Source organism: Klebsiella sp. GB_Kp047, assembly GCF_040065235.1.
Lineage (GTDB): Bacteria > Pseudomonadota > Gammaproteobacteria > Enterobacterales > Enterobacteriaceae > Klebsiella > Klebsiella quasipneumoniae.
This window is the reverse complement of sequence record NZ_JBEAJG010000029.1, coordinates 32,092-58,555: the sequence shown is the minus strand read 5'-3', so window position 1 is coordinate 58,555 and position 26,464 is coordinate 32,092. Positions and strand designations below refer to the sequence as shown.

Genomic DNA, 26,464 nt, shown 5'->3' with positions numbered 1-26,464 from the left:
CCTGTGTTCCCCTCACGTCAGGCGCGACGGGGAAAACGCGGCGGCATCACCACGCGGGGTAAGTTATTTGCCGCGTACCAGAGGGAGGTTTTCGCCGCTCCAGCCAGCAATGCCCTCTTTCAGTACAAAGACTTTTTCAAACCCGGCTTTGTTCAGCGCGTTGGCTGGCTCTTGCGCCTGCATGCCGGAACCGTCTACCACAATAATGGGTTGCGATTTGTGTTTTTCCAACTCGCCGACGTTATTCGCTTTGATATCGCTGGGCAGCAGGTTGATGGCGCCGGCAATATGGCCTTTACGGAAATCGTCACGCTGACGCAGGTCGACCACTACCGCGTCTTCTTTATTGATAAGACGCGTCGCTTCACCACGGGTGATGACTTTAACTTTCGACATCAGGCCCTTGAAGGTGGTGAACAGCACCGCCCCCAGCAGCGCGATCCACGCGATGCTCAGAACAGGGTGACGGCCGATGAATTGCATAATTTCTTGCATGGGGGGTTACAACTCCCGACTAAGTGAGAAAAAAACCAGGAAAGGAGTATACCTGTGCCTTGCGGCAATTACAGCCAGTGAGCGCGATGTAATGTATTTTCTGCGGGCGGCGGCGAAAAAAAGCCGTTCTCGCTGACGCGCCGCGGACTGGCCGCTCCCTTTCTTTGATCTTTCACGGGGATTTAAACGATTCAGCTGTAGTAAAATTACGCAAAATTTCTGTCTTTGAGCATGAGGTTGTCGCAATGTCGGTTACTAAAAAACCTATGGTACTGGTGATTCTGGATGGCTACGGCTATCGCGAAGACCAACAGGATAACGCCATTTACAGCGCTAAAACGCCGGTAATGGACGCCCTGTGGGCCAAATGTCCGCATACCCTGATCGATGCATCCGGCCTGGAAGTTGGCCTGCCGGACCGTCAGATGGGGAACTCCGAAGTGGGTCACGTCAACCTGGGCGCCGGTCGTATCGTCTATCAGGACCTGACCCGTCTCGATGTGGAAATTAAAGAACGCACCTTCTTCGCCAACCCGGTACTGACCGCCGCGGTCGATAAAGCGGTTGCCGCCGGCAAAGCGGTACATATCATGGGTCTGATGTCGCCAGGCGGCGTCCACAGCCACGAAGATCACATCATGGCGATGGTGGAGCTAGCGGCAGAGCGCGGCGCTGAGAAGATCTACCTGCACGCCTTCCTCGACGGCCGTGATACGCCGCCGCGCAGCGCGGAAAAAACGCTGGCGACATTCGAAGCCAAATTTGCCGCGCTGGGCAAAGGCCGCATCGCGTCGCTCATCGGCCGCTACTACGCCATGGACCGCGACAACCGCTGGGATCGCGTTGAGCAGGCCTATGACCTGATGACCCTGGCGAAAGGCGAATTCCAGGCCGATACCGCCGTCGCCGGTCTGCAGGCTGCCTACGCCCGTGACGAAAACGACGAGTTCGTGAAAGCGACCGTGATCCGCGCCGCCGGCCAGGCCGATGCGGCGATGGAAGATGGCGATGCGCTGATCTTCATGAACTTCCGTGCTGACCGCGCGCGCGAAATCACCCGCGCCTTCGTCAACGCCGACTTCGACGGCTTTGCGCGTAAGAAAGTGGTTAACCTCGACTTCGTGATGCTCACCGAATATGCCGCCGACATCAAAGTCGCCTGCGCCTACCCGCCCGCCTCGCTGGCCAATACCTTCGGCGAGTGGATGGCCAAGCACGATAAAACCCAGCTGCGCATCTCCGAAACTGAAAAATACGCCCACGTCACCTTCTTCTTCAACGGCGGCGTAGAAGAGCCGTTCAAAGGCGAAGAGCGGATTCTGATTAATTCGCCGAAAGTAGCGACCTACGATCTGCAGCCGGAAATGAGCTCCGCCGAGCTGACCGAGAAACTGGTCGCGGCCATCAAAGGCGGCCAGTACGACACTATCATCTGTAACTACCCGAACGGCGATATGGTTGGCCATACCGGGGTGATGGAAGCCGCCGTAAAAGCCGTTGAAGCGCTGGATCACTGCATCGATCAGGTGGCGCAGGCGGTGGAATCCGTTGGCGGTCAGCTGCTGATCACCGCCGACCACGGTAACGCCGAGCAGATGCGCGACCCGGCCACCGGTCAGGCGCATACCGCCCACACCAACCTGCCGGTTCCGCTGATCTACGTCGGTAACAAAGCGGTTAAAGCGGTCAATGGCGGCAAACTTTCCGACATCGCCCCAACCATGCTGTCGCTGATGGGAATGGAAATCCCGCAAGAGATGACTGGCAAGCCGCTGTTCATCGTGGAATAATCCTTCCCCATGAGGGGAAAGGCGACGTATTCAACTACATGGATCGCAACGGCAGTTCGATCCGTCCTTTACGCCAGCGCGCTCAGCGCTGGCGTATTACTGTGCGCGTCATCTGCGCACGCCGACGATCGCGATCAGCTTAAGTCCATCCAGGCCGACATCGCCGCCAGGCAGCGGGCGATTAAGCAACAGCAGCAGCAGCGCGCAAGCCTGCTCGCCCAGCTCAAAGCGCAGGAAGAAGCGATCGCCGCCGCGGCCCGCAAACTGCGCGAAACCCAGGACAACCTGAACCAGCTCAATAAGCAGATTGACGAAATGAACGCCTCTCTCGCCAAGCTGGAGCGCCAGCGCGCGTCTCAGGAGCGTAACCTCGCCGCGCAGCTTGACGCCGCGTTCCGCCAGGGGCCGCATACCGGCATCCAGATGGTGCTGAGCGGTGAAGAGGGCCAGCGCAATCAGCGGATGCAGGTCTACTTCAGCTATTTCAACCAGGCCCGTCAGGAAACCATCGCGGAACTGAAGAAAACGCGCGAAGAGATGGCGGTGCAAAAGTCGATGCTCGAAGAGAAGCAGAGCCAGCAGCAGACGCTGGTCTACGAGCAAAAAGCTCAGCAGGCGAAGCTGGAGCAGGCGCGTAACGAACGGAAAAAGACCCTTTCCGGACTGGAATCCTCCATTCAGCAAGGTCAGCAACAGTTAAGTGAATTGCGGGCTAACGAATCGCGCCTACGCGGTCGTATCGCCCAGGCGGAGGCTGCCGCCAAAGCCCGAGCCGATCGGGAAGCACGCGATGCGCAGGCGGTGCGCGACCGCCAGCAGGAAGCATCGCGCAAAGGCACCACCTATAAACCAACGGAAAGCGAGCGTTCGCTGATGTCACGCACCGGCGGGCTGGGCTCGCCGCGCGGTCAGGCGTTCTGGCCGGTTCGCGGTCCGCTCCTTCATCGATATGGCGAACAGCTGCAAGGTGAACTACGTTGGAAAGGGATGGTTATCGCCGCGTCTGAAGGCACCGAAGTCAGAGCCATTGCCGATGGTCGGGTCATTCTGGCCGACTGGCTGCAGGGCTATGGTCTGGTGGTGGTGGTCGAGCATGGCAAAGGCGACATGAGCCTGTATGGCTATAACCAAAGCGCGCTGGTCAGCGTCGGTACGCAGGTGCGTGCCGGTCAGCCTATCGCGCTCGTAGGCAGCAGCGGCGGTCAGGGCCGTCCGTCGCTCTATTTCGAAATTCGCCGCCAGGGTCAGGCGGTCAATCCACAGCCGTGGTTGGGAAGATAAGTTTTGCTTCAATTTCGCGCAATTGCTCTTGCCGTAGCCGGTTCGCTGGCTCTGGCGGCGCCAGCGTTCGCTGGCAAACTCTCCATCGTTATTGACGATTTTGGCTACCGCCCGCAGACCGAAAATCAGGTGCTGGCGCTGCCTTCCACTATCTCCGTCGCCGTGCTGCCGAACGCGCCGCACGCCCGGGAAATGGCCACGAAAGCGCATAATCTGGGCCATGAAGTGCTCATCCACCTGCCGATGGCGCCGCTCAGCAAACAGCCGCTGGAAAAAGACACCCTGCGTCCCGAAATGAGCAGCGAGGAGATCGAGCGCATCATTCGCGAAGCTTACGGCAAAGTCCCCTACGCCGTCGGGCTGAATAACCATATGGGCAGCGCGATGACCTCCAACCTGTTTGGCATGCAGAAGGTGATGCAGGCCCTGGAGCGCTACAATCTCTATTTTCTCGACAGCGTGACCATCGGCAATACCCAGGCCATGCGCGCCGCGCAGGGCACCGGGGTGAAGGTGATTAAGCGCAAGGTGTTTCTTGACGATACGCAGAATGAAGCCGATATCCGCACCCAGTTCAACCGCGCCGTCGCCCTGGCGCGGCGTAACGGTTCGGCGATAGCCATTGGCCATCCGCATCCGACGACGGTGCGGGTGCTGCAGCAGATGGTCTATAATCTGCCGCCGGATATCACGCTGGTGCGCCCGAGCAGCCTGCTCAACGAGCCGCAGGTCGACAATTCGACGCCAAACTACGCTCAGCCGCCCGCGCAACAAACGGCGCCGCAGCAGCAGAAGCCGCGTAATCCGTTCCACGGCGTGAAGTATTGCAAGCCGAAGCGCCCGCTGGAGCCCGTGAACGCCAGCCGCTTCTTCACTATCCTCAGCGACAGCATCAGCCAGAGCGCGCTGGTCCAGTACTATCGCCTCAAATGGCAGGGCTGGGACAATCCCGGCAACTAGACCACTCAGGGGTCCGTTCGCTTTTGCGCGACGGGCGCCTGGTTATCTTCGTGGGCGTACCACGCCTTAAAATATTTGAGAAAGCTATAAAACGTGGCGTACAGGCCGGTGACCACGCCGACTTTGCCATAGCGCCACGCCCCGCTGAACAGATACCATTTAAAGAAAGCGCCAATCGCGCTGACGATCCCCCGCGCCAGCGAAGGTTTGATCTGCTGGTGCTTCACCAGCCGGGTGGTATAGCTGTTCAGCTTATTAAACACTTCATGCAGCGAATAAAAGGTGTCATGGCGTACAAAGCCCGGCAGCCTGACGGATCGCGCGTGTCCAACCACCTGGTCATCCACCGGCCGGTCGTTAAATCGCGCCTGCTGGCGGTTAAAGAGGCGCACCGGGTAATCCGGCGAGGAAATGGGGTAGATCGTCCGCACCTGCTTGCCGAGGACAAACCAGTAGCGCGGCAAACGCCAGGCGCATGCCGGGTCAGGCTCCTCCCCCGCTTTTAACGCCTGAATGGCCGACACGACGTCGTTATCAAGAATTTCATCGCTGTCCATGCACAGCACCCAGTCATGGCTGGCCAGCCCAATGGCATAGTTCATCTGCGCGCCGTGGGCTTTATAGGCGTGGTGATGGACGGTGAGACCAAACTGCTGACAAATAGAGACCGTTTCGTCGGTGCTACCGGAGTCGACGACAATACACTCATCGGCCACCCTCAGCAGCGGGGGCAGCACCTCCATGAGCAGACGTGCAGAGTTACAGGTCAGTAAGCATACGGAGAGTTTAAGCATGATAGTTACAAAGTTAAACCGCGACTAAACACACTGTATAAGCGAATAACCGTAAAATCGATGTAGAAATTGTGCGCTTGATATTAAGCAGGCTAAAAATGTTATCCAAATCTAAATTAAGGCGCCCGCAGGCGCCTTTTTTGCTGGTTTTTACAACAGACCGGAGGCGTTATTCCCAGCTCAGAACCACTTTACCGGACTGGCCGGAGCGCATGGCGTCAAAACCCTTCTGGAAGTCGTCAATGCCGAAGCGGTGGGTGATGATCGGTGAAAGATCCAGACCAGACTGGATCAGCGCCGCCATCTTATACCAGGTTTCGAACATCTCGCGGCCGTAGATCCCTTTGATAAACAGCCCCTTAAAGATGACCTTGGTCCAGTCGATGGACATATCTGACGGTGGAATACCCAGCATCGCGATACGACCGCCGTGGTTCATGGTATCCAGCATGCTGCGGAACGCCGGCGGCGCGCCGGACATCTCCAGGCCCACGTCGAAACCTTCGGTCATCCCCAGCTCGGCCATCACGTCATTGAGGTTCTCTTTCGCCACGTTCACCGCGCGAGTGACGCCCATTTTGCGCGCCAGCTCAAGACGGTACTCGTTAACGTCAGTGATCACCACATTACGCGCGCCGACGTGTTTCGCCACCGCCGCCGCCATCACGCCGATCGGGCCGGCGCCGGAGACCAGCACGTCTTCCCCCACCAGATCGAAGGAGAGCGCAGTGTGCACAGCGTTGCCGAACGGGTCGAAGATAGACGCCAGGTCATCAGAGATATTGTCGGGGATTTTAAAGGCGTTAAAGGCCGGGATCACCAGATACTCGGCAAAGCAGCCCGGGCGGTTGACGCCCACGCCGATGGTGTTGCGGCACAGGTGGGTACGGCCCGCGCGGCAGTTACGGCAGTGGCCGCAGGTGATATGCCCTTCGCCGGAGACGCGGTCGCCAATCTTAAAGCCGCGCACTTCCTGGCCAATCCCCACCACTTCGCCGACATATTCGTGCCCGACCACCATCGGTACCGGAATAGTCTTCTGCGACCACTCATCCCAGTTGTAGATGTGCACGTCGGTCCCGCAAATGGCGGTCTTGCGGATTTTAATCAGCAGATCGTTATGGCCGACTTCCGGTTCCGGTACGTCGGTCATCCAGATGCCTTCTTCCGCTTTCAGTTTGGATAACGCTTTCATCTCACACCCTTATTAGGCGATGACGCCCAGTTGTTTACCGATGCGGGTAAAGGCTTCCACCGCACGCTCAATTTGTTCAGGGGTATGCGCCGCCGACATCTGGGTGCGAATACGCGCCTGGCCTTTCGGTACCACCGGATAGAAGAAGCCGGTGACATAGATCCCTTCTTTCTGCAGCTCGCGGGCAAAGTTCTGCGCCACCACCGCTTCGCCCAGCATCACCGGAATGATGGCGTGGTCGGCGCCCGCCAGAGTGAAGCCTGCCGCGGTCATTTTTTCACGGAACAGACGCGCGTTGGCCCACAGGCGATCGCGCAGGTCTGCACCCTCTTCGACCATCTCCAGCACTTTGATGGAGGCGGCCACGATGGCCGGCGCCAGAGAGTTGGAGAACAGATACGGACGGGAACGCTGGCGCAGCCACTCGACCACCTCTTTGCGTGCGGCGGTGTAGCCGCCGGAGGCGCCGCCCAGCGCTTTACCCAGCGTGCCGGTGATAATGTCGACGCGACCCATCACGTCGCAGTATTCGTGGGAGCCGCGGCCGTTTTCGCCGACGAAGCCGACGGCGTGGGAGTCATCGACCATCACCAGCGCATCGTATTTATCCGCCAGATCGCATACGCCTTTCAGGTTGGCGATCACGCCGTCCATCGAGAAGACGCCGTCGGTGGCGATTAACACGTGACGCGCCCCGGCGTCGCGGGCTTCTTTCAGGCGCGCTTCCAGCTCCTGCATGTCGTTGTTGGCATAGCGGAAGCGTTTCGCTTTACACAGGCGTACGCCGTCGATGATAGAGGCATGGTTCAGGGCGTCGGAGATAATGGCGTCTTCCGGGCCGAGCAGCGTTTCAAACAGGCCGCCGTTGGCGTCGAAGCAAGAGGAGTAGAGGATCGCGTCTTCCATACCTAGGAAATCCGCCAGCTTCTTCTCCAGCTGCTTGTGCGTATCCTGGGTGCCGCAGATGAAGCGTACCGAGGCCATCCCGAAGCCGTGGCTGTCCATACCGGATTTCGCCGCGTCGATCAGCGCCGGGTGGTTGGCCAGACCCAGATAGTTATTGGCGCAGAAGTTAATCACGTGGCTGTCGCCGACGGTAATGTCCGCCTGCTGCGCCGAGGTGATGATGCGCTCTTCTTTAAACAAGCCTTCGGCCCGAGCGGTCTCCAGATTGCTAGTTAACTGTTTGTAGAAATCACCACGCATTGCAACTCTCCAGATTCGGCAAAATTTGGCACATATTACCCAAAGCTATACGCTGATACGAGATGATGCATGCCTGAATGAATTATTTGCAGCATAAATCACGTCAGCCCAGCACCTTATTCTGCGAATGGCTGTAGGCTTGCTCATGTGGTGATATGATATGAGCATTCATGTCCGGATTGTCTCCGGGCTCTCAACTTCAAAGGTACAGTTATGATCATCGTAACCGGCGGCGCAGGCTTTATCGGCAGCAACATCGTTAAAGCGCTGAATGACAAAGGCATCACCGACATTCTGGTTGTCGACAATCTGAAAGACGGCACCAAGTTTGTGAACCTGGTTGACCTGAACATCGCTGACTACATGGATAAAGAAGACTTTCTGATCCAGATTATGGCAGGCGAAGAGTTCGGCGACATTGACGCTATCTTCCACGAAGGCGCGTGCTCTTCCACCACGGAGTGGGACGGCAAGTACATGATGGACAACAACTATCAGTACTCCAAAGAGCTTCTGCACTACTGCCTGGAGCGCGAAATTCCGTTCCTGTACGCCTCTTCGGCAGCCACCTACGGTGGACGCACCAGCGATTTCATCGAGTCCCGCGAGTATGAGCAGCCGCTGAACGTCTACGGCTACTCCAAATTCCTGTTCGATGAATACGTCCGTCAGATCCTGCCTGAAGCCAATTCGCAGATCGTCGGCTTCCGCTACTTCAACGTCTACGGGCCGCGCGAAGGCCACAAAGGCAGCATGGCGAGCGTCGCTTTCCACCTCAACACCCAGCTGAATAATGGCGAAAGTCCGAAACTGTTCGAAGGCAGCGACGGCTTCAAGCGCGACTTCGTCTACGTCGGCGACGTGGCTGACGTCAACCTGTGGTTCTGGGAAAACGGCGTTTCCGGCATCTTCAACCTCGGCACCGGCCGCGCGGAATCCTTCCAGGCCGTCGCCGATGCGACCCTGGCGTACCACAAAAAAGGCAGCATCGAGTACATCCCGTTCCCGGACAAACTGAAAGGCCGCTACCAGGCGTTCACCCAGGCGGATCTGACTAACCTGCGTAAAGCGGGCTATGACAAACCGTTCAAAACCGTTGCCGAAGGCGTAACGGAGTATATGGCCTGGCTGAATCGGGGCGCGTAAGAGATAACATGAAAATTCTGGTGGTAGGCCCGTCTTGGGTGGGCGACATGATGATGTCGCAAAGTCTTTATCGTACGCTCAGGGCGCGCTATCCCCAGGCGATTATCGACGTGATGGCGCCTGCCTGGTGCCGTCCGTTGTTATCGCGCATGCCGGAAGTGAACGAAGCGATCCCGATGCCGCTGGGCCACGGCGCGCTGGCTATCTGCGAACGCCGCAAGCTCGGGCACAGCCTGCGCGAGCGTCGCTACGATCGCGCTTACGTGCTGCCGAACTCGTTTAAATCGGCATTAGTCCCCTTCTTTGCCAACATCCCGCTGCGCACCGGCTGGCGCGGCGAGATGCGCTACGGCCTGCTCAACGACGCCCGGGTGCTGGACAAAGACGCCTGGCCGCTGATGGTGGAACGCTACGTGGCGCTGGCCTACGACAACGGCGTGATGCGCTGCGCCAAAGATCTGCCGCAGCCGCTGCTGTGGCCGCAGCTGCAGGTCAACGAAGGGGAAAAGTCGCAGGCCTGCAGCGCCTTTAACCTGTCCAACGATCGGCCGATCATCGGCTTCTGCCCCGGCGCGGAGTTCGGCCCGGCAAAACGCTGGCCGCACTATCACTATGCTGCGCTGGCGAAAAAGCTCATCGACGATGGTTATCAGATTGCGCTATTTGGCTCGGCAAAAGATAACGAGGCCGGCAAAGAGATCATCGCCGCCCTCAGCAGCGAGCAGCAGGCCTGGTGCCGGAATCTGGCGGGTGAAACCCAGCTGGAGCAGGCGGTGATCCTGATTGCCGCCTGTAAAGCGGTGGTGACTAACGATTCGGGGCTGATGCACGTCGCCGCGGCGCTGGACCGCCCGCTGGTGGCGCTGTATGGCCCGAGCAGTCCGGACTTTACCCCGCCGCTGTCGCATAAAGCGCGCGTGATCCGCCTGATTAGCGGCTACCACAAAGTGCGCAAAGGCGATGCCGCCGAAGGCTATCATCAGAGCCTGATCGACATTACGCCAGAGCGCGTCCTGCAAGAGCTGAATGAATTGTTGACGGATAAAACCGGGCACGAGGAAGCGTAGCGGATGCGGGTATTGATTGTAAAAACCTCATCGATGGGCGACGTGCTGCACACGCTGCCCGCGCTGACCGACGCCGCGCAGGCTATCCCCGGCATCCGCTTCGACTGGGTAGTGGAAGAAGGCTTCGCGCAGATCCCCTCCTGGCATGAAAGCGTCGAGCGGGTGATCCCGGTGGCGATCCGCCGCTGGCGTAAAGCCTGGTTCTCCGCGCCGATCAAAGCGGAGCGTAAAGCCTTTCGCGAGGCCGTCCAGGCGGTAAAGTATGACGCCATCATCGACGCCCAGGGGCTGGTGAAAAGCGCTGCGCTAGTCACCCGCCTGGCGCACGGCGTCAAGCATGGTATGGACTGGCAAACGGCCCGCGAGCCGCTGGCCAGCCTGTTTTACAACCGCCGCCACCACATTGCGAAACAGCAGCACGCCGTGGAGCGTACCCGCGAGCTGTTCGCCAAAAGTCTCGGCTACGCGAAACCCCAAACCCAGGGGGATTACGCCATTGCGCGCCATTTCCTGCAGCACGAGGCTAGCGCTGCCGCCCCCTATCTGGTGTTCCTGCATGCCACCACCCGCGACGATAAGCACTGGCCGGAAAACCGCTGGCAGGAGCTGCTCGATCTGCTGGCCGACAGTGGCGTCCGCATTAAGCTGCCGTGGGGCGCCCCGCACGAAGAGGCGCGGGCGAAGCGGCTGGCGGAAGGCCGGGAGTATGTTGAAGTGCTGCCGCGCATGAGCCTTGAGCAGGTAGCGCAGGTTCTGGCCAGCGCCCGGGCCGTCGTCTCGGTCGATACCGGCCTCAGTCATCTGACCGCCGCGCTGGATAAACCGAACTTCACGCTTTACGGCCCGACCGATCCGGGGCTGATTGGCGGATACGGTAAAAACCAGCACATCGTGCGGCCGGAAAACAGCGCCAGCACCGGCGATATTACCGCCAGCCGGGTTCATCTTCTTCTGCACAATCAGGGGCTGCTCTGATGGGATCTCTGTTTAAGCAGATCTATCGCTACACCCGCCCTCGCGCTTATCGTCACAATGAAAATCTGTGGCCTTTTACCCGCATCACCCGCGCGCCGAGCGGCGAAATAAGCGCGTTGCGCTATAAAGGGAAAACGGTGCCGCTGGTCAGCCTGAGCGCGCTGAAAAACAGCATGCAGGGTGAAGTCCTGCTGACCGCCACCGGCCCTTCGACCCGCAATATCGATTTTTCCCTGTTGTCGAAAACGATCCCAGTGATGGGCGTCAATGGCGCCTGGCATCTTGCCGACCGCCTGCACTTTTCGCTCTATACCATCGTCGACATGGAGTTTTTCGATAAGAAGCCGGACATTATCCGCGCTATCGTCAGCCAACCGGACATTCTGCTGTTCACCACCATGCATGGGATCGCCAAAATCGTCGATCGCTATCCGGACGCGCTGCGCTGCCGTTTGGCGTTGATTGAGGACGGTTGCTATAAGATTTACCAGCCGAAAGTCGCCAGCGAAGCGATAAAGCGCACTTACCAGCAGAATCCGGCGATGTGCTTTCATCCCCAGCGCCCGGATATCTGTTTTAGCACCGATATTCGCCAGGGCGTCTTTGATGCCGGTACGGTGGTCTACTGGGCGCTGCAAGTTCTCGCCTGGCTGGGCTTCAATACTATCCTGGTGAGCGGCCTGGATATGACCAATTTTAACCAGCCGCGATTCTACGAAACACAACAAGAAAAATTGCCTTCTTACCTGGCAACAAAAGTGGATACCCTCGTCATGCCCTCCTTTGCGCATGCCGCGCAGGTACTGCAGCAACGCCAGATCCGGGTGATTAATTTTTCCCCAGAAAGCGCTGTACCGGATACTATTTTCGAAAAGGTTGCGTTTAATGAGTACTTTAAAAGTGAGTAACTTCGCCCGACAGGGTTACTCGATTGTCTTTCCTTTGTTTTTATTTTTTAGCGCGATTTTTTGTATGTCCACCCGGACCAATAATCTGCTGCATTTATCGATCCTGCTGCTGTTGCTGTCGCTGGTACGCCAGGAAAACCGCCAGGCGCTGGCCGACGTGTTACGCGAGCAGTGGCAGACCTGGACGCTGCTGGCGGCCTTCTTTACCTATTACGCCCTCAGTAACCTGTGGGGCCATACGCCGCAGCATATTGATTCGCCGATCACCCACGGTGTGTATCTGACGGGCTATCTGTTGCTGATGGCGATGCTGCTTAGCGACGAACGAACCCGCCGCCTGGCCATGCTGGCGGTGGTTGGCGGGATCACCGTGCTCTCGCTGTGGACGCTGATGTTCGACCACACGCTGGTCCTCACCGAACGAGCGGTCTCCCCCGAGAACCCCGGGCCAACAAACGTTATCGACCTTGCCGGATACTGCGGCATCGGCATCTTAATCTGCGGCATGCTACTGAAAGAAAAAGCCAGCCACTGGCTCTATCTGCCGGTGGCCATCATGCTGGTGATGATGCTGCTGACCCAAAGCCGCGGGCCGATCATCGCCCTGGTGCTGGCGGTCGGCTGTACGCTGCACCTGCACGTCTTCACCCGCCGCAACCTGCTGATCGCCGCGGCGCTGGCCGTGCTGGTGGCTCTGCTTTTGGTCATGACGCCGGTGGGCGACATGCTGCTCGCCCGTTTCGAAGAGCTGGGCACCCAAAGCGGGCTGCGTCTGAGTATCTGGCACCATACGCTGTCGGAGATGGCCAGCCAGCCCTGGCTGGGACGCGGTTTCAGCTATGAACTGGATTTCATCAACTACAGCGGCGAACACATCACCACCACCCACAGCGTGTATATGGGCGCCCTGCTGAAAGGCGGCATCGTAGGTTTACTACTGCTGCTTGCGGTCATTGCCTGCGGACTCTGGCAGGCGTGGCGCAAGCGCCGCTCCGACAGCCGCTACAGTCTGGCGATCCTGTTTTACGCCCTGGTGTTTATGGCCTCGCAGGGGATGTTTATCATCAGCAACCCCCGGGAGACCTGGGTGCTGTTCTGGCTGCCGCTGGGCATAGCGCTCAGCAAAGGGCTAGCGGAAAAGCGTTAACAAAAAAGGGCCGCTGACGGCCCTTTTTTATAGTCACTTTTATATTAACTGCGGGCGGCGACCAGCCGGTCGGCCTGCTCTTTAATCACCGGCCACACCGACTCAATCGCCACATCGGCGACATTCGCTTCTTCACAGACGATCTGCCTCGCTTTGTCATAGCCCGGCGCCCAAATATGATAGCCGGGCAGCCCGGTATCCTTGAGTTTACGTTTGTTATAGACCGCCACCATCGGTTTATCGAAGGCGCGGGCGATATGCACGATCGAGGTGTCCGGCGTAATGACTAAATCACAGCTGCGGATCACCTCCACGGCGGAGTTGATGGTGCTGTCGGCGATGTACAGCGCCATATCCAGCCCCAGCTGCTGAATCTTCTCACTGCGCCCCACCATCACGATACAGACCCGGTAAGGCAGAGCATGTAGCCGCTCGACCAGGGTCGCCACCTGATGACGACAGAAGTCTTTATCTTCGGAGGCGGTAAAAGGGTTAATGGCGATGCGCAGTGCGACCTCTCCGGCCTGGGAAAGCAAGCGCGCCACCTTCTCCCGCTCATGGCGACAGCCAGGGAGATGATAGTCGTATGGCTGGTCGTCAACGACGCCAAAAAGCTTCACCACCTGTTTATAGCGCTGGGAAATATGGCTGTTGCTGTCAAAAAAAGCGATCGAATGATCGTAAAGTTTATAGGGCTCTTTATTAAAGCCAATCACGCTGGTCGCCCGTAAATCGGCGAGTAATTTAAAACGTTCATAGCTGGTCACGTCATCAAAATCGATAACCGCATCAAAACCCGCCGCCCGTAACGTATTTAAGGACATGCGTGGTCGATATAAATATACTTGCTCGATGAATTCTGAGCCGGCTAATATTTCGCAGCATATTGGTCCGGTTAACACCGAAACCTGATATCCCCGTTCGGCCAGTATTCTGGCGCAGCCGGTGGTCACCACCATATCGCCGACTTTATCGTCCAGGCGCAATAGCAGCACGCGGCGCACAGGGGCCGGGTCGAAGGGTTTGCGCGCCGGCTTATTTCTGTATCGATAGTTAATTAAATTAAATTTAATGCCGCGGAAAAAAGCGTTCTTTTTCCGCGTCAGTTGTTTAAGGATACGCATACGGTACCTTGAGCTGTGTTAGCGCTGTGTGATTTTCCGCTGGTAATATTCTGCCAACGTCATGCCCTTCACCTGCGGCGCCAGCCAGCTAAAAAAGGCTTCAAGGTCAGCGTATAAACGCTCAATATCCCGTTCATTCTGGAACGTAGGGCTGCCGCCGGGCATATACTCTGAAGAGTGGAGCATATATTCCACGTAGTCATTGCCCTGCGTCAACGTTTGTTCGACGACTTTTTTCATCGTCTCCACATTGCCGCCCATCGGTCGCAGCCAGTGTACGGAGGGGGAACGCACTTTGCCGCGCAGGCGGTCGTAGCCCTGCTTCACGCTGTTCATCCACGCGGAGTGCTTGTACTGAATGCTCATCGGCACTTCCAGCAGCGGCGAGTGGCCTTCGCGGCTGATGTCATTTTCATCGAGGAAATAGGCATGCTGCGGGAAGCGGCGATAATCGGTCCCGCCATCGCCCTGCGGCGCCCCCTTGGCGGTCTTCCAGTTCACCCGCGGGGTCACCGAGCAATCCACCTGATAACCGTGCTCCACCAGCAGACGCGCGTAGCGCTCGTCAAAGGCCCAGCGCCCGGCGCGATGGCTAACCATTTTGGTCTGGAAGGTGTCCTCCAGCAAATGCGTCATATAGTCGACCTTTTCACGCATCATGGCATCGCTGTATTCAATGAGATAAGGCTTATGCCGCCAGTCGTCGGCGGTCAGCGGCTCGGTCGGCGGGCTGTTCCAGGCATGCAAATGCATACCGACTTCCGCGGTGCCGCGGGCAATCACGTCTCTGGCGAATTCGATATAAAAGGGGTCGATGGCCATTTCATAGTTGGTCAAATAGACCGGTTTAAAGCCATACTTTTCGCAAAGCTGCTGAAAACGCGGGAGATAACGCGCATTCTCGGTGGTGATGCTGTCATGTTTTTGCCAGAGGTTATCGCCCTCTGTATCAATCGTGATGAGAAATGCGGGATTGTGCACGAAAACGTCCTCAGGCCATACGTATCGGGTCATGGTAGAGCAATACAACGCTTCTCTCAATCTGTCTGATCCCCTAGAATCGGAACCCTTATCCTGGATGAAGAACAGAGTATGACGCCTGAAACCCTCTCCCGCAGCCCCTTGAACCCGGCGCGGATCCTGGTCATTAAGCTGCGCCATCATGGCGACATGCTGCTGATCACCCCGCTTATTCACGCGCTGAAACAGCAGTACCCCGCCGCCTGCGTGGATGTCCTGCTGTATGAAGAGACCCGGGATATGCTCGCCGCCAACCCCGATATTCACCAAATTTATGGTCTCGACCGCCGCTGGAAAAAGCAGGGGAAAAAGCATCAGTTGAAGATGCAATGGCAGCTCATTCAGACGCTGCGCCAGCAGCGATACGATATGGTGCTTAACCTTGCCGACCAGTGGCCGAGCGCGATTATCAGCAAACTGACCGGCGCCGCGACGCGGATCGGCTTTGATTTTCCGAAGCGTCGCCACCCGTTCTGGCGCTATTGCCACACCGCGCTGGCCGCCACCCAACAGCATAATCAGCTGCATACGGTACAGCAGAATCTCTCTATCCTCGCTCCGCTCGGTATCCAGTTGAACGACGCGCCGGCGCGGATGGGCTACAGCGAAGCAGACTGGGCCACCAGCCGCGCCCTGCTGCCGGAGGACTTCCGGGATAACTACATCGTCATCCAGCCAACGTCGCGTTGGTTCTTTAAATGCTGGCGCGAAGATCGGATGAGCGCGCTGATCAACGCGCTGTCCGCCGAAGGGTACGCGGTGGTGCTCACCTCCGGCCCCGACGACAGAGAGAAGCAGATGGTGGAGACCATCATCGCCGGCTGCCCGCAGGCGCGGCTGCACTCTTTAGCCGGTCAGTTAACGCTGCGCCAGCTGGCGGCGGTGATCGATCACGCCCGGCTGTTTATCGGCGTCGACTCGGTGCCGATGCATATGGCAGCGGCTCTCGGCACCCCGCTGGTCGCCCTGTTCGGCCCCTCGAAGCTGACCTTCTGGCGTCCGTGGCAGGCGAAAGGCGAGGTGATCTGGGCCGGCGACTTCGGACCGCTGCCCGACCCGGACGCCATCAACACCAACACCGACGAACGTTATCTCGATTTAATTCCTACCGACGCCGTGATCGCGGCGGCGAAAAAGGTACTGGCATGAGTAAATTCAGGCTGGCTCTGGTGCGGCAGAAGTACCGCCCGGACGGCGGCGCAGAACGGTTTGTCTCCCGCGCGCTGGAAGCCCTCGACAGCAGTCATCTGCAGCTGAACGTCATCACCCGCGAATGGCAGGGGCCGGTCAAGCCCGACTGGCAGATCCATATCTGTAACCCACGCAAATGGGGGCGCATCAGCCGCGAGCGTGGGTTTGCCAACGCCGCGCGAGCGCTCTGGCAGCGCGAGTCCTTCGACCTGGTGCAGAGCCATGAGCGTATTCCCGGCTGCGATCTCTACCGCGCCGGCGATGGCGTTCATCGCCGCTGGCTGCAACAGCGCTCGCGCATCTTACCGGCCTGGAAAAGCCGCCTGCTGTTCGCCGACCGCTACCACCGTTATGTGATGAAAGCGGAACGGGAGATGTACGAAGACCCGCATCTGCGCGGGGTGATCTGCAACGCCGAGATGATCAAGCGCGAGATCATTGAAGACTTTGGCCTGCCGGCGGACAAGATCCACGTTATCTATAACGCCATTGATAACCAGCGCTTCCTGCCGCCGGGCGAAGACACCTTTGCCGCCTTACGCGCCAAATGGCAGTTGCCGCTGCAGGCAACCTGCCTGATTTACGTCGGCTCCGGCTTTGAGCGTAAAGGGCTGGCGGCGGCGATCCGCGCCATCGCCCCGACCGATCGCTATCTGCTGGTGGTTGGCAAAGATAAGGATCAGCCGCGCTACCAGGCGCTGGCGAAAAGCCTGAACTGCGAAGCGCGGGTGCGCTTCTTCGGCATGCAGTCGGAGACGCTGCCGTTCTATCAGATGGCCGATGGCCTGCTGCTGCCCACTCTCTACGATCCGTTCCCCAACGTCATCCTCGAGGCAATGGCCTGCGGTCTGCCGGTGATCACCACCACCGGCTGCGGCGGGGCGGAGTTTATCGTCAACGGCCACAACGGTTACGTCTGCGACGCCCTGGATATCCCGGCGCTGCAGCAGGCGGTGATGGCCCTCCCCGCCCGCGCGCTGGGCTCCGTGGAAGGCGACCGCGCCCGCGAGCGCATCATGGCCTGCACCAGCGAGCGCCTCTCCACCCAGCTGCTTTCCCTTTATCAGGATCTGGTGAAATAACGATGCGCATCTTATTTGTGATTGATGGATTGCCCGGCGGCGGCGCGGAAAAAGTGGTCCTGACCCTGGCGGCACAGTTCCTGCGCGACGGCGATCGGGTATCACTCATTTCGCTACGCGACGTCTGCGAGTACCCCTTGCCCGAGGGGCTCGACTACCAGGTGGTGGCCGATCGCTGCCGCAAACCCTGGCGCAAGCTGACCGAGCTGTCCCGCCGCGCCCGCCAGCTGGACGCCGCGGTCATCCGGGCCGAGCAGCAGGGACAATTTGACCTTGTGCTCTCCAACCTGCATAAAACCGACCGCATCGTCGCCCGCAGCCGGGCGCTGCGCGAGCGCAACGTCTGGTTCTGCCTGCACGGCGTCTTCTCGGCCTCTTATCTCGGTCACCGTACCGGCTTTGACCGCTGGATGAAGCAGCAGAAAATTAAGCAGATTTACCAGGGACGCAACGTGGTGGCGGTTTCCGACGCCGTGGGGCGCGATCTGGTGGAAGCCTTCGCCCTGCGCCCGGCGCAGCTGAAAACCATCTATAACCCCTTCGATATCGCCGCCCTGCGCGCAGAAGCGGAAGCCGACAGCGAGCGCCCGGACGGCGACTACCTGATTCACGTCGGCCGCTTCCATCCCGGTAAACGTCACGACCGCCTGCTCGAAGCCTACGCGCAAAGCGGCATTGACGCGCCGCTGGTGCTGTTAGGACAGGGGAAACCGGAGCAAGAGCAACGCCTGCGCCAGCTGGCCAAAACGCTTGAGATTGAAGACCGGGTGTGGTTCAAGGGTTTTCAGAAAAACCCCTTACCGTGGATCAAAGGCGCGCGGATGCTGGTTTTGAGCTCGGATAGCGAAGGATTCGGCAATGTGGTAGTGGAGGCGCTGCTGTTACATACCCCGGTCGCCAGCACCCGCTGTCCCGGCGGCGTCACCGAGATCCTGACCGGCGAACTTGCCCGGGGTCTGGCGGATCTCACCAGTCCGGCGCTGGCTCAGACGATGCAAAGCATTTACCATAACCCGCCGGCCATCGACGATGCCGCGCTGGAAAAATTCAGCGTCGTGTCCATTTGTCAGCAGTACCGTCAGCTGCAGCGCACCTGACGCCGTTAGTTAACCAGGATCGAAGATTTATGAGTCAAACGCCTTTACTGAGCATCGTGGCTGCCGTCTACAACGGTGAGAAATTTCTTGCGCAATTCTTTGAGTGCATTGAACAGCAGCAGCTGGACAGCTATGAACTGATCCTGGTGAACGATGGGTCGACGGACAACAGCCTGGCGGTGATCGCCGAATGGCGGGATCGGCTGCAGAACGTCCAGGTGCTGGAGCAGGAAAACCAGGGCGTCTCGGTCGCGCGTAATACCGGCCTCGCCGCCGCCAGCGGCAAGTACCTCGCGTTTCCGGACATCGACGATAAACTCTATCCGGGCATGTATCGCACGCTGCTGGAAATGGCCGAGAAAGCACATCTCGATGTCGCCACCTGCAACGGCACCTACGTGTACGAAAAGCGCCGCGAGAGCCACCCGATCTTCCCGCTGGATCGCTTGCCCTCGACCGGCGTGTTGCCGGGCCATGTCTGGCTCAAGCAGGCCCTGGACTCGCGGAAATTTCTGCACGTCACCTGGCTCAATATCTATCGCCACGATTTTATCCGCCAGCATCACTTCCATTTCGAGCCCGGCCTGCGCCATCAGGATATCCCGTGGACCACCGAGGCGCTGCTGGCCGCGGAGCGCGTGCAGTACACCAGTCAGCAATTCTATGATTACTACATCCATTCTGAGTCGGTATCGCATAAGCCGGACAACGACGACACGCTGATGCGTTCGGCGCGCCATTACATGAAAATTCTGGAGATGCTGGAGGCGATCAACCAGCGTTACCCGGATAAAGTGCGCCATATCGCCGCCTGTCGCTGGCAGATCGCCAAAGAAGGCCTGGGGATCATCCACACCTTCGACAGCATGAAAGATGAGTCGAAAAAGCATGTTATTATTAAAGAATTCTTCGACCGCGGTATCTGGCGGTTAATCTGGAAAAACGCCTGTACTTTCCGTTTACGCTGGCGCCTGGGACGCCGTTATCTGCGTATTAAGCGTTATCGCCACGCGGGATAGACCAAAAACCCGCTGTTTCCGCCAAAGAGATAGCTTTACGCGGGCTAAATGCTTAGAATTTGCCCGCCAAAACAGAGAACGGATAAATAGTTTGGAATTGCTTTATACCACCCTACTTTACCTTATTCAGCCGCTGGTGTGGCTGCGGCTGCTGCTGCGCAGTCGTAAGGCTCCTGCCTACCGTAAACGCTGGGCGGAACGCTATGGCTTCTGTCAGAACAAGGTAGAGCCGGATGGCATTCTGCTGCACTCCGTTTCCGTCGGCGAGACCTTAGCCGCCATTCCGCTGGTTCGCGCCCTGCGCCACCGCTACCCTTCTCTGCCGATTACCGTCACCACCATGACGCCGACCGGCTCCGAGCGCGCCATGTCGGCCTTCGGCAAAGATGTCCATCACGTCTATCTGCCCTACGATCTGCCCGGCGCTATGAACCGCTTCCTGGACACCGTTCAGCCGAAGCTGGTGATCGTCATGGAGACCGAGCTGTGGCCGAACATGGTGGCCGCGCTGCATAAGCGTAAGATCCCGCTGGTGATTGCCAACGCCCGCCTGTCCGAACGTTCAGCCAAAGGCTATGCCAAACTGGGCGGCTTTATGCGCCGCCTGTTGAGCCGTATTACGCTTATCGCCGCGCAGAATGAAGAAGATGGCAACCGCTTCCTCGCGCTGGGACTGAAGCGCAATCAGCTGGCGGTCACCGGCAGCCTGAAATTCGATATCTCCGTTACGCCAGAGCTGGCGGCGCGCGCGGTGACGCTGCGTCGGCAATGGGCGCCGCACCGCAAAGTCTGGATTGCCACCAGCACCCACGATGGCGAAGAGCAAATTATCCTCCAGGCGCATAAAAAGCTGCTGGAGACCTTTCCGAACCTGCTGCTGATCCTTGTTCCCCGCCATCCGGAGCGCTTCCCTGACGCCCGCGACATGGTGCAAAAAGCCGGAATGAGCTTCACTCTACGCAGCACCGGCGAGATCCCCTCCTCCAGTACCCAGGTGGTTATTGGCGATACCATGGGCGAACTGATGCTGCTCTACGGCATTGCCGACCTCGCTTTCGTCGGCGGCAGCCTGGTGGAGCGCGGCGGCCATAATCCGCTCGAGCCGGCGGCGCACGCCATTCCGGTGCTGATGGGGCCGCATACCTTCAATTTCAAAGATATCTGCGCCAAGCTGCAGCAGGACGATGGCCTGATCACCGTCACCGACGCGAACTCGCTGGTCAAAGAGGTTTCCACGCTCCTGACCGATGAAGACTACCGCCTGTGGTATGGCCGTCACGCGGTGGAAGTGCTGCACCAGAACCAGGGCGCGCTGTCGCGTCTGCTACAGTTACTGCAACCTTACCTGCCGCAGCGGAGTCATTAATGTCTAACCGGCTTTCCGTGGTGATGATCGCCAAAAACGCAGCGGACCTGCTGCCGGATTGTCTGGACTCCGTTAGCTGGGCGGATGAAATTATCGTCCTCGACTCCGGCAGTACTGACAGCACCGTCGAGCTGGCTCGCCGCCTCGGGGCGCAGGTCTATACCCATACCGACTGGCGAGGCTATGGCATTCAGCGCCAGCGCGCGCAGGACTACGCCACCGGCGACTGGGTGTTGATGATCGATACCGATGAGCGCGTCACGCCAGAACTCAGGCAGGCTATTCTTAAGGTACTGGAAGCCCCGCAGCGCGGCGCCATCTACAGCATCGCCCGGCGTAACTATTTTCTCGGACGCTTTATGCGCCACAGCGGTTGGTACCCCGATCGCGTCCTGCGCCTGTACGAACGCGCCCGTTACCGCTATAACGATAATCTGGTCCATGAATCGCTGGATAGCCTGGGCGCCGAGGTCATTCCGTTGACCGGCGATCTCCTGCATCTGACGTGCCGCGACTTCGCTGGCTTCCAGCAAAAACAGCTGGCGTATGCCGCCGCGTGGGCGCTGGAACGCCATCAGAAGGGCAAGAAGACCTCGATGGCGGGGATATTCAGCCATACGCTGGGGGCGTTCCTGAAAACGCTGCTGCTGCGCGGTGGGGTGCTGGACGGTAAGCAGGGCTGGTTACTGGCGATGGTCAACGCGCAGTATACGTTTACAAAATATACCGAGCTGTGGGCGCTGAGCCACGGCTACTCGGAGAAAGAGTCATCATGAGCACAAAAGCGATCTATCCGGGTACCTTCGATCCCATCACCAATGGCCATATCGATATTGTCACCCGCGCGGCGAGCATGTTCGATAAAGTGGTGCTGGCTATCGCCGCCAGCCCAAGCAAAAAGCCGATGTTCAGCCTTGATGAACGCATTGCGCTGGCGGAGCAGGCGACGGCCCACCTGGTGAACGTGCAGGTGGTCGGCTTCAGCGACCTGATGGCCAGCTTCGCGCGCGCGCAGCAGGCCAACATCCTGATCCGCGGCCTGCGGGCGGTGGCGGATTTCGAGTATGAGATGCAGCTGGCCCATATGAATCGCCATCTGATGCCCACCCTTGAGAGCGTGTTCCTGATGCCGTGCAAAGAGTGGTCGTTTATCTCCTCTTCGCTGGTGAAGGAAGTCGCGCGCCACCAGGGCGATGTCTCTCATTTCCTGCCAGCCAACGTCCACCAGGCGCTGTTGAATAAGCTGAAGTAACGCATCTGCTGGGGCGTGAGCCACGCGGGCTCTGTCTCTGTCTTGATGCCAGGTGGCGCTGCGCTTACCTGGCCTACAAACGCCCCCGGTCCGCCAGATGCGCACCCGCAGTTTCGCTGACCTGGCCGACAATCATTCCTGTTCCGGTGACTATTTCTGACACTGGCGGCAATAAAAGGTCGCCCGCTGGGCATGTTTGGTCCCGACGACCGGCGTGCCGCAGATCCGGCAGGGTTCGCCCTTGCGGCCATAGACCTGTAGCTCCTGGGCAAAATAACCGGGCTTGCCATCGCTTTGCAGGAAGTCCTTCAGCGTGGTGCCGCCCTGCTCTATCGAGCGCAGCAGGACCAGCTTAATCACCTTCACCAACTGCTCGCACTCGTCCCGCGACAGCGAGGACGCCAGCCTGTCAGGGTGGATCCCGGCGGAGAACAGCGATTCACTGGCGTAGATATTGCCGACGCCCACCACCAGCTTGTTATCCATCAGCCAGGGTTTGATCGCGGTTTTCTTCTTCGCGCATTTCTGCTGGAGATAGTCGGCGTTGAAGGCATCGCTTAGCGGTTCCGGCCCCAGATGCGCCAGCACCGGGTGGCCTTCCAGCTCTTTGGTCCATAGCCAGGCGCCAAAGCGGCGCGGATCGGTATAGCGCAGGACTTTACCGTTACTCATAACCAGATCAACGTGATCGTGTTTTTCCGCAGGCAGCTCTTCGCTCAGGATGCGCAGGCTCCCCGACATCCCAAGATGGACGATGATCCAGCCGTCCGGGAGTTCCAGAAGCAAATATTTGGCGCGACGTCGCACGCTGAGCACCGGAACGTCGCTCAGGCGATAAATCTCTTCGGAAACCGGCCAGCGCAACCGTCCGTTGCGCACGACGGCGTGCAGAATGGTGGCGCCAACCAGGTGCGGCTCAATGCCGCGACGGCTGGTTTCAACCTCTGGTAATTCAGGCATGATTTTCCTCCATTAACCCGGCGTATTGTGCTTCACGGACAGGTGGCTGAAAAGGGAGTGTGTGAAAGCAATATGGGGGAGTTTTAAAAACAAAAAACCCCGCCGGAGCGGGGTTTTTATACAAGGAGGCTAAAATTATTTGATTTTAGCTTCTTTGTAGATAACGTGCTGACGTACAACCGGATCGTACTTTTTCAGTTCCATTTTTTCCGGTTTGGTACGTTTGTTCTTCGTGGTGGTGTAGAAGTGACCAGTACCAGCGGAAGAAACCAGCTTGATTTTCTCACGAATACCTTTAGCCATGATTTATTTCCTCTAAGTACTTAGTACTTTTCGCCACGGGCACGCAGTTCAGCCAGAACTGTATCGATGCCTTTCTTATCGATTACACGCATACCTTTAGCAGATACGCGCAGGGTGACAAAACGCTTCTCGCTCTCAACCCAGAAACGGTGAGAGTGCAGGTTCGGCAGGAAACGGCGTTTAGTCGCGTTCAGTGCGTGGGAACGGTTGTTACCGGTCACCGGACGCTTGCCAGTAACTTGGCAGACTCGGGACATGTCTATTCTCCAAAAATCAAATTAGCTCGAGCTTCGTATGGGGTATTGGCGCCTCGTCAGGCTTTACAGCCTGGTCATCGCAGTTCAATGTGAACTCTCGACTGCCAGGCCCAAATGCCAAACCCGAGATTCTCAAAGGTGGCGTAGTATACGCTGACTCGGCGATGTGCTCAAGTCCCGAACAGACAAAGATCCCGAAGGATCGCCAGTTCGGGGCTAAATCCAGCCACGTTCGGCAAAAGATACATACGCACCGCGGCCGATAACCAGATGGTCAAGCACACGTATCTCCATGAATCGACAACACTTTACCACCCTTTCGGTAATCAGCCTGTCAGCCTGACTCGGCTCCGGACTACCGGAGGGATGATTATGCGCAAGGATCACGGCGGCGGCGTTCACTTTGATGGCTTCGCGTACAATTTCTCGCGGATGCACCTCAACGTGGCTAAGAGTACCAGAAAAAAGGCGGCTATGTTTCAACACGCGGTTCTGATTATCTAAAAAGATCACCATAAAGATCTCGCGCTCCTCTTCCGTCAGCTGGCTTTGCAAAAATTCCCGCGTCATCGAGGGGGTGACCAGCGCGGCCTCCTCAACCAGCTGCGAGCTAAAATAGCGCCGCGCCAGCTCGGCAATCCCCTTCAGTTGCGCATATTTCGCCAGCCCCAGCCCGTCAACGGCAACCAGTTGCGCTTTATCAGCGGAAAGCAGAGCGTAGAGCGAACCAAAACGCTGCAATAACGCCTGGGCGTAGCTCAGCACATCCTGACGGCGTGTGCCAATGCGCAGAAACAGCGCCAGTAGCTCAACATCCGTCAGCGCCTCGATGCCGAATTGCAGCATCTTCTCCCGTGGCATCAGATTTTCCGTTCCGTCCATGCGCCCTCCTGCGTGAATCAGCCTATCCTGGCACAACCTGACGACGCTGCCGACCCGCCGCTTTTCACCCTGCGTAGCCGCTCGCAAAGTGAATGCCCGTCAGAGGCACGACGGCGGCAGGATTGTGATAAGATGCGCGGATTCTGGTCTACGGCAACAGGAATACATCATGATGACTCTGGCGGGTAAAAAAATCGTCCTGGGCGTCAGCGGCGGTATCGCGGCGTATAAAACCCCGGAACTGGTACGGCGACTACGTGAACGCGGCGCGGAAGTGCGTGTCGCAATGACGGAGGCGGCAAAAGCGTTCATCACCCCACTCAGCCTGCAGGCGGTATCCGGCTATCCGGTTTCCGACAGCCTGCTCGATCCGGCGGCGGAAGCGGCCATGGGCCATATTGAGCTCGGAAAATGGGCCGACCTGGTGATCCTCGCCCCGGCGACCGCCGATTTGATCGCCCGCGTGGCGGCAGGCATGGCCAATGATTTGGTGTCGACGATCTGTCTCGCCACCCCTTCCCCGGTTGCCGTCTTGCCCGCCATGAACCAGCAGATGTATCGCGCGCAGGCCACCCAGCATAATCTGCAGACGCTCGCTTCCCGCGGCCTGCTGCTGTGGGGACCGGACAGCGGTAGCCAGGCCTGCGGCGACGTCGGCCCGGGGCGAATGCTCGATCCGTTAACCATCGTGGAGATGGTTGCACAGCATTTCGCCTCCCCTGTCAAAGATTTGCAACATCTCAACCTCATGATTACCGCGGGCCCGACCCGTGAGCCGTTGGATCCGGTGCGTTACATCTCAAACCACAGCTCCGGTAAGATGGGCTTCGCGATTGCCGCCGCCGCCGCACAGCGCGGCGCGAACGTGACCCTGGTCAGCGGACCGGTATCGCTACCGACACCGCCCTTTGTGCAGCGCATTGATGTAACTACCGCGCTGGAAATGGAAGCGGCCGTCCAGGCCAGCGCTCAGCAGCAGCACATTTTTATTGGCTGCGCCGCGGTGGCGGATTACCGCGCCGCCGCCATCGCCGAAGATAAAATAAAAAAACAAGGTGATGAATTAACAATAAAAATGGTTAAAAACCCGGATATCGTCGCCGGGGTTGCAGCGCTAAAATCGCATCGCCCCTACGTCGTTGGGTTTGCCGCCGAAACGAATAATGTGGAAGAATATGCGCGGCAAAAACGTGCCCGCAAAAACCTCGACCTGATTTGCGCCAACGATGTTTCCCAGCCTAATCAGGGATTTAACAGCGATAGCAACGCATTACACCTTTTCTGGCAGGATGGGGAAAAGCGCTTACCACTTGAGCGCAAGGAACTCCTGGGCCAATTATTACTCGACGAGATCGTGACCCGTTATGATGAAAAAAATCGACGTTAAGATTCTGGACCCGCGTGTCGGCCAGCAATTTCCGCTGCCGACCTATGCCACCTCCGGCTCCGCCGGACTTGACCTGCGAGCCTGTCTCGACGACGCCGTAGAGCTGGCGCCGGGCGCAACCACGCTGTTGCCGACCGGCCTTGCGATTCATATCGCCGATCCCTCTCTGGCGGCGGTGATCCTGCCGCGCTCGGGCCTGGGTCATAAGCACGGCGTGGTGCTGGGCAACCTGGTGGGCCTTATCGACTCCGATTACCAGGGGCAGCTGATGGTGTCCGTCTGGAACCGCGGTCAGCAGAGCTTTGTTATCGAGCCGGGCGAACGTATCGCGCAGATGGTCTTTGTGCCGGTCGTGCAGGCGGAATTTAACCTGGTGGAATCTTTCGATGCCACCGACCGCGGCGAAGGCGGCTTCGGTCACTCAGGGCGCAAATAGGCCCAGCAACACGGAATCTGCATCCCAACGCGCATAATGCAATAACACCACCGCAAACTCTGGTTTGCGGTCGCGTTGTGGATGTCTGCCTGACAAGTGCTTATTTTCAGGGGTATTTTAAAAC

At 58.4% G+C, this 26,464-nt stretch carries 27 protein-coding genes; 17 read left to right on the top strand and 10 right to left on the bottom strand.

What is annotated here, in order from left to right:
• Positions 1-63 precede the first annotated feature (63 nt).
• Positions 64-495 (bottom strand): rhodanese-like domain-containing protein, encoded by a 432-nt coding sequence (locus ABLV76_RS11110; protein ID WP_004205046.1) that lies wholly within the window; start codon positions 493-495, stop codon positions 64-66.
• A 245-nt stretch (positions 496-740) separates the two neighbouring features.
• Between ABLV76_RS11110 and gpmM the strand changes: the two genes are divergently transcribed.
• From gpmM to ABLV76_RS11095, 3 genes are read left to right on the top strand one after another with little or no spacing between them, the layout of a single operon-like run.
• Complete coding sequence (gene gpmM / locus ABLV76_RS11105) at positions 741-2,285, top strand: 2,3-bisphosphoglycerate-independent phosphoglycerate mutase (protein ID WP_004205047.1); 1,545 nt, start codon at positions 741-743, stop codon at positions 2,283-2,285.
• Between the two features lie 9 nt (positions 2,286-2,294).
• On the top strand, positions 2,295-3,566 hold the full coding sequence (gene envC, locus ABLV76_RS11100; protein WP_004205048.1) for a murein hydrolase activator EnvC: 1,272 nt from the start codon (positions 2,295-2,297) through the stop codon (positions 3,564-3,566).
• A gap of 3 nt (positions 3,567-3,569) precedes the next feature.
• Positions 3,570-4,526, top strand: a complete 957-nt coding sequence (locus ABLV76_RS11095) for a divergent polysaccharide deacetylase family protein (RefSeq protein WP_048293893.1) — start codon at positions 3,570-3,572, stop codon at positions 4,524-4,526.
• A gap of 5 nt (positions 4,527-4,531) precedes the next feature.
• Here ABLV76_RS11095 and ABLV76_RS11090 read toward each other — a convergent pair whose 3' ends face one another.
• The 3 genes from ABLV76_RS11090 to kbl all read right to left on the bottom strand — a co-directional run bounded on the left by ABLV76_RS11090 (position 4,532) and on the right by kbl (position 7,721).
• The gene (locus tag ABLV76_RS11090; protein WP_017900043.1) at positions 4,532-5,320 is read right to left on the bottom strand and encodes a glycosyltransferase family 2 protein; all 789 of its coding nucleotides are present in this window, start codon (positions 5,318-5,320) and stop codon (positions 4,532-4,534) included.
• A gap of 169 nt (positions 5,321-5,489) precedes the next feature.
• Positions 5,490-6,515, bottom strand: a complete 1,026-nt coding sequence (tdh, locus tag ABLV76_RS11085) for an L-threonine 3-dehydrogenase (protein WP_004205051.1) — start codon at positions 6,513-6,515, stop codon at positions 5,490-5,492.
• A 12-nt stretch (positions 6,516-6,527) separates the two neighbouring features.
• Complete coding sequence (gene kbl / locus ABLV76_RS11080) at positions 6,528-7,721, bottom strand: glycine C-acetyltransferase (RefSeq protein ID WP_017900044.1); 1,194 nt, start codon at positions 7,719-7,721, stop codon at positions 6,528-6,530.
• A gap of 213 nt (positions 7,722-7,934) precedes the next feature.
• Between kbl and rfaD the strand changes: the two genes are divergently transcribed.
• The 5 genes from rfaD to ABLV76_RS11055 are packed head-to-tail and all read left to right on the top strand — an operon-like array spanning position 7,935 to position 12,964.
• Positions 7,935-8,867, top strand: a complete 933-nt coding sequence (rfaD, locus tag ABLV76_RS11075) for an ADP-glyceromanno-heptose 6-epimerase (RefSeq protein WP_004205054.1) — start codon at positions 7,935-7,937, stop codon at positions 8,865-8,867.
• Positions 8,868-8,875: 8 nt separating this feature from the next.
• A complete protein-coding gene (gene rfaF / locus ABLV76_RS11070; protein WP_348878313.1) occupies positions 8,876-9,934 on the top strand; it encodes an ADP-heptose--LPS heptosyltransferase RfaF in 1,059 nt (352 codons plus the stop codon).
• A gap of 3 nt (positions 9,935-9,937) precedes the next feature.
• Complete coding sequence (gene rfaC, locus ABLV76_RS11065; protein ID WP_004205056.1) at positions 9,938-10,909, top strand: lipopolysaccharide heptosyltransferase RfaC; 972 nt, start codon at positions 9,938-9,940, stop codon at positions 10,907-10,909.
• Complete coding sequence (locus tag ABLV76_RS11060) at positions 10,909-11,817, top strand: sugar glycosyltransferase (RefSeq protein ID WP_017900045.1); 909 nt, start codon at positions 10,909-10,911, stop codon at positions 11,815-11,817. The genes rfaC and ABLV76_RS11060 overlap by 1 nt, the downstream gene beginning before the upstream one ends.
• A complete protein-coding gene (locus ABLV76_RS11055; protein WP_017900046.1) occupies positions 11,795-12,964 on the top strand; it encodes an O-antigen ligase family protein in 1,170 nt (389 codons plus the stop codon). The genes ABLV76_RS11060 and ABLV76_RS11055 overlap by 23 nt, the downstream gene beginning before the upstream one ends.
• Positions 12,965-13,008: 44 nt before the next feature.
• Here the strand turns inward: ABLV76_RS11055 and ABLV76_RS11050 are convergent, their stop codons facing one another.
• Complete coding sequence (locus tag ABLV76_RS11050) at positions 13,009-14,088, bottom strand: glycosyltransferase family 9 protein (RefSeq protein ID WP_049092429.1); 1,080 nt, start codon at positions 14,086-14,088, stop codon at positions 13,009-13,011.
• An 18-nt stretch (positions 14,089-14,106) separates the two neighbouring features.
• A complete protein-coding gene (locus ABLV76_RS11045; protein WP_012540311.1) occupies positions 14,107-15,069 on the bottom strand; it encodes a polysaccharide deacetylase family protein in 963 nt (320 codons plus the stop codon).
• Positions 15,070-15,180: 111 nt separating this feature from the next.
• Here ABLV76_RS11045 and rfaQ point away from each other — a divergent pair, with 111 nt between their 5' ends.
• From rfaQ to coaD, 7 genes are all read left to right on the top strand, one after another.
• Positions 15,181-16,257: a putative lipopolysaccharide heptosyltransferase III gene (gene rfaQ / locus ABLV76_RS11040; protein ID WP_017900048.1), complete on the top strand. Its 1,077-nt coding sequence runs from the start codon at positions 15,181-15,183 to the stop codon at positions 16,255-16,257.
• Entirely contained in the window at positions 16,254-17,381 is a 1,128-nt protein-coding gene (locus tag ABLV76_RS11035; protein WP_017900049.1) for a glycosyltransferase family 4 protein, read from the top strand. Before rfaQ ends, ABLV76_RS11035 begins: the two co-directional genes overlap by 4 nt.
• A gap of 2 nt (positions 17,382-17,383) precedes the next feature.
• Complete coding sequence (locus ABLV76_RS11030; RefSeq protein WP_017900050.1) at positions 17,384-18,478, top strand: glycosyltransferase; 1,095 nt, start codon at positions 17,384-17,386, stop codon at positions 18,476-18,478.
• A gap of 29 nt (positions 18,479-18,507) precedes the next feature.
• Entirely contained in the window at positions 18,508-19,497 is a 990-nt protein-coding gene (locus ABLV76_RS11025; protein ID WP_004205064.1) for a glycosyltransferase, read from the top strand.
• A 91-nt stretch (positions 19,498-19,588) separates the two neighbouring features.
• A complete protein-coding gene (gene waaA, locus ABLV76_RS11020; protein ID WP_004205065.1) occupies positions 19,589-20,863 on the top strand; it encodes a lipid IV(A) 3-deoxy-D-manno-octulosonic acid transferase in 1,275 nt (424 codons plus the stop codon).
• The gene (locus ABLV76_RS11015) at positions 20,863-21,639 is read left to right on the top strand and encodes a glycosyltransferase family 2 protein (RefSeq protein WP_023319330.1); all 777 of its coding nucleotides are present in this window, start codon (positions 20,863-20,865) and stop codon (positions 21,637-21,639) included. The genes waaA and ABLV76_RS11015 overlap by 1 nt, the downstream gene beginning before the upstream one ends.
• Entirely contained in the window at positions 21,636-22,115 is a 480-nt protein-coding gene (gene coaD / locus ABLV76_RS11010; RefSeq protein WP_004205067.1) for a pantetheine-phosphate adenylyltransferase, read from the top strand. Before ABLV76_RS11015 ends, coaD begins: the two co-directional genes overlap by 4 nt.
• A 150-nt stretch (positions 22,116-22,265) precedes the next feature.
• On the opposite strand, the gene mutM is transcribed toward coaD, so the two are convergent.
• From mutM to radC, 4 genes are all read right to left on the bottom strand, one after another.
• Positions 22,266-23,075 carry a bifunctional DNA-formamidopyrimidine glycosylase/DNA-(apurinic or apyrimidinic site) lyase gene (gene mutM / locus ABLV76_RS11005; RefSeq protein WP_032456731.1) on the bottom strand — a complete coding sequence of 270 codons (810 nt, stop codon included), beginning with the start codon at positions 23,073-23,075 and terminating at the stop codon, positions 22,266-22,268.
• A 135-nt stretch (positions 23,076-23,210) separates the two neighbouring features.
• Positions 23,211-23,378, bottom strand: coding sequence for a 50S ribosomal protein L33 (rpmG, locus tag ABLV76_RS11000; protein WP_002922510.1), 168 nt, complete (start codon positions 23,376-23,378; stop codon positions 23,211-23,213).
• Positions 23,379-23,398: 20 nt separating this feature from the next.
• Entirely contained in the window at positions 23,399-23,635 is a 237-nt protein-coding gene (gene rpmB / locus ABLV76_RS10995; protein WP_000091955.1) for a 50S ribosomal protein L28, read from the bottom strand.
• 216 nt (positions 23,636-23,851) lie between these two features.
• Positions 23,852-24,517, bottom strand: a complete 666-nt coding sequence (gene radC, locus ABLV76_RS10990) for a DNA repair protein RadC (RefSeq protein ID WP_017900054.1) — start codon at positions 24,515-24,517, stop codon at positions 23,852-23,854.
• A 172-nt stretch (positions 24,518-24,689) separates the two neighbouring features.
• Between radC and coaBC the strand changes: the two genes are divergently transcribed.
• Entirely contained in the window at positions 24,690-25,904 is a 1,215-nt protein-coding gene (coaBC, locus tag ABLV76_RS10985) for a bifunctional phosphopantothenoylcysteine decarboxylase/phosphopantothenate--cysteine ligase CoaBC (RefSeq protein ID WP_004205070.1), read from the top strand.
• The gene (dut, locus tag ABLV76_RS10980) at positions 25,882-26,340 is read left to right on the top strand and encodes a dUTP diphosphatase (protein WP_017900056.1); all 459 of its coding nucleotides are present in this window, start codon (positions 25,882-25,884) and stop codon (positions 26,338-26,340) included. The genes coaBC and dut overlap by 23 nt, the downstream gene beginning before the upstream one ends.
• The last annotated feature ends 124 nt before the right edge of the window (positions 26,341-26,464 follow it).